The sequence below is a fragment of the Lactobacillus equicursoris DSM 19284 = JCM 14600 = CIP 110162 genome, from assembly GCF_001434815.1.
Taxonomy (GTDB): Bacteria; Bacillota; Bacilli; order Lactobacillales; family Lactobacillaceae; genus Lactobacillus; species Lactobacillus equicursoris.
In genome coordinates, this window is record NZ_AZDU01000065.1 from 1 (window position 1) to 6,459 (window position 6,459).

At 47.6% G+C, this 6,459-nt stretch carries 4 protein-coding genes and 1 pseudogene; 2 read left to right on the forward strand and 3 right to left on the reverse strand.

All coding sequences use genetic code 11. From position 1 onward, the window contains the following. Positions 1-387: 387 nt before the first annotated feature. Entirely contained in the window at positions 388-957 is a 570-nt protein-coding gene (locus FC20_RS08825) for a hypothetical protein (protein ID WP_008460371.1), read from the forward strand. Positions 958-1,222: 265 nt separating this feature from the next. Here the strand turns inward: FC20_RS08825 and FC20_RS10195 are convergent. From FC20_RS10195 to FC20_RS08835, 3 genes and pseudogenes are all read right to left on the reverse strand, one after another. Beyond that, a pseudogene (locus FC20_RS10195) lies at positions 1,223-1,405 on the reverse strand (zinc ribbon domain-containing protein); the annotation flags it as partial. 66 nt (positions 1,406-1,471) lie between these two features. Next, positions 1,472-2,887: a DASS family sodium-coupled anion symporter gene (locus FC20_RS08830; RefSeq protein WP_008460372.1), complete on the reverse strand. Its 1,416-nt coding sequence runs from the start codon at positions 2,885-2,887 to the stop codon at positions 1,472-1,474. Positions 2,888-2,898: 11 nt separating this feature from the next. Next, positions 2,899-4,716 (reverse strand): FAD-binding protein, encoded by a 1,818-nt coding sequence (locus tag FC20_RS08835; protein ID WP_008460373.1) that lies wholly within the window; start codon positions 4,714-4,716, stop codon positions 2,899-2,901. Positions 4,717-5,006: 290 nt separating this feature from the next. Here FC20_RS08835 and FC20_RS08840 point away from each other — a divergent pair, with 290 nt between their 5' ends. After that, positions 5,007-5,894: a LysR family transcriptional regulator gene (locus FC20_RS08840; protein ID WP_008460375.1), complete on the forward strand. Its 888-nt coding sequence runs from the start codon at positions 5,007-5,009 to the stop codon at positions 5,892-5,894. Positions 5,895-6,459 lie beyond the last annotated feature (565 nt).

Here is a 6,459-nt window from a genome sequence, read left to right on the forward strand (position 1 = left end):
AAGGTCAAATCTGCGTTTTCATTCGGTTTGCGACAGAAACACGAGGCAACGTTGTTATTTTTTGCTAATTAGGAACATTAACATTTATTTGTATGTTTCAGCCTATTTTACCAAATATCATCAACAATATTCGGAAACAGCTGCTTTCAGACACAAAAATTAATTCAAAAAAGTTGACAAAAAATTTTACGAAAACTTTTTCCCGGAAATCAGAGCGTAGAAATGCCGCCGTTGCGGCATTCTTACTTTTCGACTTTTTCCTTACTTTGCCGCTCTGCCGCGCTTTCTGTCAATTCTCCTGCAAGGTGCGTGCATCTTTGAGATACCCTATACTAACAATGTAAAGGTTACTAACCACTTACTAAACTGCAGAAAGGAGGATACGGTTTGATTTCATCTACTATGTTAATCAACGCCGACGAAATTATTACCCGAGCCTTTGACAACTATGAGAATGAGATCAAGTTAAGCGTAACGGATTTCTGTCAGGTTGCTCACTTTACTCGACCAACCTTTTATGCCCGTTACGGCGACATGCCCCACTTGGGCGTTGAGCTCTTGATCAAAAAACTTGAGTCAAATTTCAAGTTAGCCGAGAATAATTACGGCAAAGGCGTTCAGGATTTACTTCTGTACATGTTCGATGATCGTAAGTACCTATTGCGTCTTTACTACTTGATCAAGGCCTATAGTCAGCAAAGGAATGGCAAGTTTGCTGCTCGTTTTCCAAAATTGCTTGAACAAGCAATTTATATTAAAACCTTGGAATACGTTAGAAGACGATCCCGTACTGGCGACTATTCGGTTAAGGCTGTTAACGATGCTGCTCATGTCATCTACACCATCGTTTACGAATGGCTTAATGAAGGCTTGGAACAAAATCCAAGCTCAGTCATTAGTCGCTGCCAGATCGCCGTTGCGGTTATCGACGACCAAGTAAATAAGAAAATCAGATAATCAATCCAACTAGAATATTGTAAGTGCTCCATCCAAACATACTTCCCTAATGCTAAGAGCGTAGACCAATTAATTGGTCTACGCTCNTCGCTTAAAATTATTTCAAAGCTCTCGCAAATACCTTATTCTTGAGCAGCTTTATCACAGTGTACAAACAGAACACCTTTGCGCGGAAGGTTTTCCCGCTAGAATGTGAGTCAACCAAGCTCGAACTGAAGCCCGAGGCTTGCAAGTTGAGCAATGCCTAACACTAGTCAGATACAGATTATCTTGTATTCCTGATCGGAAAGCTTGGCAAACCTTTCTCCAAGATGTTCAGCGCGGCGTTGTAGTCATGGATGTGGTGTACTCCGCACATTGGACAGTCCCATTGACGATCCCTCAAGATCAACTTCTCATGGCCGTTGCGGCCCATGATGGAACCGCAGGCATGGCAGCGCTGGGTTGTGTTACGCTTTTAAAAAACAAAAACACCAGAGCAAAATTGCTCCAGTGTTAGGAATCTCTGCTATTTTTACCAGTAGCCAAGGCACTTGGTCCACAAAAGACCGCCACCAAGCCAAATCACATTGAAGATCACGCCGATAATCGCGCTCAGCCGCCACCAAGCCTTATTGGAAACATAACCAGTACTGGACAACATAGCAGCCGGGCCAGCTGAGTAAGTCGAGGTTGACAGGAAGATTGACCCGCAGAAGGCCAGCATCAGGGCCGCCATCAGTTTTGGCACGCCAGCACCTAAGGCAATTGACAGGAAACCAGCATAAAGGGCTGAAATCTGAGTGGCAATACTTGGGAAGAGGTAGTGCAGATAGAAGTAGACCAGGAATAAGATCACCAGAACCCAAATCCAGTTCATCCCCTTGAGGGCCATGCCCAGGGCCTTGGAGAACCATGGGAAGAAGCCCAAAGTCATCAGCTTTTTCGACATCAACATGATAATTGACAGCCAGGTCAAAATGTTCCAAGCAAAGGACTCATTCAGCAGGTCCTTCGTCGTAATCACGCCGGTGAGCAGGAGAATTACCACCGCGATAAAACTAGTCTCAGTCGCGTCGACCCCAAGCTTGCTGCCAAAGAGCCAGAGGGCAATTGATAAAAGAAAGACGCCGGTCATGATTTTCTCAGCCGCGGTCATCTTGCCGATCTCAGCCAGCTTTTTGTCAGCCCAGGATTTAGCATTAGGCGTTTCCTTGATTTCCGGCGGGTAGATCTTGTACAAGACAAAAGGAATGATCAAGATTGACAAAATCCCCGGCAAACTAGCCGCCATAAACCACTGCATCCAGCTGATCGTAATTCCTTGCGTTTTGGCCAAGCCCAGGGCGATCATGTTCCCGGCCAAACCGGTCAGGAAGAGACCACTGGTTGCATTGTTAACCTCATATTCATTAAAGACCAGGTAGGAGCCGATCTTGCCTTCTGTTCCATCCTTTGGGTCTGACCCCATTTCCCGGGACAAATTGTCAATGATTGGATACATGATCCCGTTGACCCGGGCATTGTTTGAAGGAATCCCGATCGCCAGAATCGACTCAACTACCGACAAGGCATAAGCCAGACCCAGGGTCTTTTTGCCAAAAGCTCTGACGAAGAGGTAGGCAATCCGCTTGCCCAAGCCTGACTTGATAAAGCCAGCCGCCATAAACATGCACATGGCCACCATCCAAGCCGTTGAATTACCGAAACCAACGATAACTTCATCCATCTTCAGCAATCCCAGGACGATCGCGACCGTTGCCCCAGTCAGCGTCGTCGCCATCATCGGCATTGGCTTGGTCACGCAGCTGGCAATCGTAGCGACAAAAATCGCGAACATCTGCCAGGCACTGGTGCTGATTGCGGCCGGCTTAAGCGGGGTCAAGAGCCAGATGCCCAAGCCAAGGGCTAGGGGCAGGAGCCAGTTTTTCCATTTAATTTTAGTCAACATGCTTGCCTCCACTATTTAGCCTGCTCGATCGCCTTATTTACGGCTTCTTCCAAGGCCCGAGTGGTGGTTGAAGCACCAGAAACAGCATCGATTTCCGTTGAGTTGGCAGCCACGATCTTGGCCGGCAATTCCTTAATAGCAACAGCCCCGATCCCTTCAGTTTCATGGCTTTCTAAAACTTCAACATCTTCAATCTTTTCGTCCTTGTAAGTTACCCGGACCACAATCTTGCCGCCGATACCAGCTTCAGTTGAACCCAGGTACTGGTTTTCACCGAGTTCAATATTGTCCATGCGTTCACCATCTACCAGGTCATTGACAGCTGGAACTGGCTTGGTCAGACTGACGGCTTGGGCATCATCCTTGACGCTGGCCGCGTTTGTCCCGGAGATCTTACCGAAGATCAGGCATTCAGCCAAGTTGCCGCCGCCTTGGTAGCGGTTGGCACAGATGCCGCCTAATTCACCAGCTCCGTATAAGTGCGGGATTACTTGATCGTTAGCATCCAGGATTTCACCCTTTTCGTTTCTTTCCGGTCCCCCTTGAGTGTTCAAAACAGCTGGGGCCAGTTTAATGGCGTAGAGCTGACCACTGGCAAAAGCTTCCATCCCGGCTGCTTCCCGGCCGAATTCAGCATCCCGGCCACTTTCAGCGAAGGCGTTAAAAGTCTTGATCGTTTCCGCCAGCTTGTCAGCCGGCACGCCCATTTTTTCGGCTAATTCCTGGCTGGAAGCGGCGGAAATAGTCTTGTCCAAAAACTTCGGGTAGCGCAATTGGCCGGTCTGTTCCTTTTCGGCAACAAAGCGGTCGTACTGCTTTTGGTCAAAGACCAGCCAAGCATTGTCGTAAGCGTGTGGCATCAAGTAGTCGCCATGTTCGTAGATGTGGCCATGACGGAACTTGGCGTCTTCCTTCATAAAGCGGCTGCCGTCATCCGCAATGGCAAAAATTGAGCCGTTGTAAAGCAACTTCCAGTGGCCAATTTGCCGGCCCCGCTGGCCCTCTTCTTCTTGGAAGGTGTAGCTTGGGACCACCCCTAAAGATTCGTAATTGGACATGTGCCAGAGCTTGGCCCCGACTTCTTCAGCCATCGTAACCCCGTCGCCGCGGTTGTAAAGGCTGCCGAATGGCGTCAGCTTGGTAATGTGCAGGTAGTTTTGCTGCATGACTGGGTTGTTTTCAAAACCACCGGTTGCCAATACGACCCCGTTTCTGGCATGGATGTAGTAGTCCTTGTGATTACGATTGACAACTGCCCCAACAACAGCGCCAGTTTCTGGATCTTGCAACAAGTGGCTGGCCCGGGAATTCAGCCAGACGTCGATTTGCTCCTTCCGGTCCAAAACCGTCTTCCGGATCGTCTTCCAGAATTCCGCATCAAAGTCGCGGTTGTGGACCAAGGCAAAGTCAAAAGCTTCAGAGCCTTCGTATTCTGGGTATTCAGCCATGTGTTCCTTTTCGTCCAAAATGTCCCCTGGCTTGACGTCACGGGACCAGACGAAAGCATCGATGCCGAAATGTTCCTTGAACATGTCAGTCATGTGGTAGATCCCGTCAGTGTAAACATCCATCATCTTTTCCGGAATTTGGAAAGGAGCAGCCAAGCGCTTAAAGTACTTATTGATCTTGGCATAATCCGTCGCCATTGCCACGTGCTGGGCTGAGTAGCGGGTGTTGCCACCTTCGTGGCCAAATGGAGCTGCGTCAACCAACAAGACATGGGCGCCCGCATCAGCAGCAAACCGGGCAGCGTTGCCGCCGGCACCACCGAAGCCTAAAACCAAAACATCATAATCTGCATTCCACTTTGTATCTTTAGTCGCATACATTCTTCTTACCTTGCTCTCTTTGATAAATTATTTTTTGTTTTAAAACACTTTTTATATATCAGAGATGTTTTCACTTAGCAAGGATTAATTGTAAGCGTTATATTCACAAGGATAGGGCCCATCCTTTGTTTAGTGAGGCATGAACGCTCGTGAATTTTAATATATATTTTTTTGCTTTTCCTAAAAAATACGATTAGAATAAATATAATCGTTTTAATGATAAATACGATTTATCGATCAGAAGTTAGGATTAGATACCTGCTTTACCTGTAGGCGAAAGGATTGTTCACATGGAATTCAGAGATTTGCGCTATTTTATCGACTTGGTAGAAAGTGAGAGCTACCACGCCACTGCCCAAAAAAATCAGGTTACCCAGCCGGCCATCAGCGCCATGGTCAAACGGCTGGAAGAAGAATGCGGGGTTCAGCTGGTTTTTAAAAAGTCCAGCCGGTCATCCTTGGTCATCACGCCCGCCGGGCAAGTCTTATATAAGCGAGCCAAGAAATTAGTTAAAGAAGAAAACTCAATTAAGATCGAAGTCAAGCGGGCCAATGCCAAAAACTTCCGCTTAGGATATTCCGAACTGGCTGGCAAGGCCTGGCTGGCACCAGTAATCACCCACCTCAATCAAGGGAGAATGCTGGCAAATATTGAGACTAAGGAAGAACCTTCCCATCTGCTTGAGCAGCACCTGCGGGAGGGGCGCTTTGACGTGATCGTCTTCTCCAGATTAAGCGATGAACCCCTGCCAGGAATCAAAACCACCACCCTGCAGCGATACCAATATGTTTTGGCAGTGGCTGAAGACAGTCCCTTGGCCAAGCTGGATGAGATCCGCATCGCCCAGATCAAGGACACTCCCCTAATCATGCGGCACAAGCGCTTTTTATCCAGAATATCCCTGGAACGGCTTTTTGCCAAAACCGGCTTCCAGCCAGCCAAAAAGCTGATCGTCGACAATATTGACGCCAGTCTGCAGTTGGTCCAGCGAGGAATGGGGGTCACCTACCTGATGGATATTGCCGTGCAAACCATCCCCGGTATCAAGGCTATTCCACTAGTAGCAAGCCAGCGGAGCTACTGTTACTCCAGCATGGGAATCCGCGAGAATTTCATGCCAAACGAGATCCAAAAGCAATACCTGAATATCTTGCAGCAACACCAGGACCTTGATTAAAAATCAAAAGAGTTCTAGAAGTTTAGACCTTCTAGAACTCTTTTTTACTCATAAACTATTTTTTGCCAGCAACTTCTGCCGGTACGCCCAAAGCTAAAAAGCTAACTCTGTCACCTTGCGTACGCAAAAAGGGCCTCGCGTCTCAACACTAACGCGAAGCCCCTTATGCCAATAATATTCAATTTTATTTCAAGCTGCCAAGCGAGTCGTCATTCTTGATCGGCCCAGCTGCCGTGTACAAACAGAACACCTTTGCGCGGAAGGCTTTCCCGCTAAAATGCAACTGCCGCCTTAGCCTTAGTCTCGCTGACAGTACACTGACAAATACGCCCTTTCAGGAGGCTCATTCATCAACCATCTTTTCTGTCATTCGCAGACTCCCTTTCTCTAAGGTTCGTCCTGACTTTCGAAAGTACTTTCTCTACCTGTATAATAGCATCTCCAAGTACATTTTGCAAGCGTTTTACTTAATCATAACCGCTTTTTGACAAAGAAAAAAGTCCGACTTCACTTACGTGAAATCAGACTTACCTGACGGTCCATGCGGGATTTGAACCCGCGATCT